Annotated in this window: 1 protein-coding gene; it reads right to left on the bottom strand. The window is 72.9% G+C overall.

What is annotated here, in order from left to right:
• The coding region (locus ACFPZL_RS13765) for a phosphoribosylamine--glycine ligase (RefSeq protein ID WP_382335957.1) at window positions 1-885 on the bottom strand (885 nt) is incomplete at both ends.

Below are 885 nucleotides of genomic sequence, written 5' to 3'. Positions count from 1 at the left end.
GAAGTATCCGAGCGCGGCCTGCATGGCGCGGCCGTTCAACGGCGCCCAGGCGAAGAGCCACAGCTGCGCGCCGAGCACCCGTCCGCCCGTCGCGATCCAGCGCCCCTGCGCGTCGCGCTTCGTGGCCGCATGGACCAGATGCACGCCGTCGATGGGGTCGGCCAGCTCGCCGTCCGGACCGATCCCGGTCAGCTCCCGCCCCGTCACGACGTCGCCCGGGTAGCCCTCGCTCGCGAGCACGACCACGACGGCGACCTCGTCCGTGAAGCCCGGTGCCGGGTGCGCGGAGAGCGTGCCGCTCGCCGCGGCGAGCAGGTAGGTGCTGAGCGGCGAGGCGAGGCGCGGCAGTACGACCTGCGTCTCGGGGTCGCCGAAGCGGGCGTTGAACTCGATCACGCGAACGCCCTTCGACGTGACGATGAGGCCGCAGTAGAGCAGGCCGATGAACGGGGTGCCCTCGGCCTCGAGCTGCCGCACGGTGGGCCGGGCGACCGTCTCGGTGATCTCCTCGACGAAGCCCGGTCCGTCGTTGCCGGAACCGCTGCTCGACCCGCCGCTGCTCGATCCGGCACCGGGCAGCCACGGCAGCGGCGAGTACGCTCCCATGCCGCCCGTGTTCGGGCCCGCGTCGCCGTCGAAGATGCGCTTGTAGTCCTGCGCCGGGCTCAGCGGCACGACGTCGTGGCCGTCGGAGAAGAAGAACAGCGAGACCTCCTGGCCGTCGAGGAACTCCTCGATCAGCACCTCGCCGTGCGGCGCCCAGGTGGCGACGTGCGCGAGGGCCGCCGCGCGATCCTCCGTCACCAGCACGCCCTTGCCCGCGGCGAGGCCGTCGGCCTTCACGACGTAGGGGGCGCCGAACTCGTCGAGCACCCGCTCGGCGTC

This window comes from Leucobacter soli, assembly GCF_042659205.1.
Taxonomy (GTDB): Bacteria; Actinomycetota; Actinomycetes; order Actinomycetales; family Microbacteriaceae; genus Leucobacter; species Leucobacter soli.
This window is presented reverse-complemented; position numbering and strand designations above follow the sequence as displayed.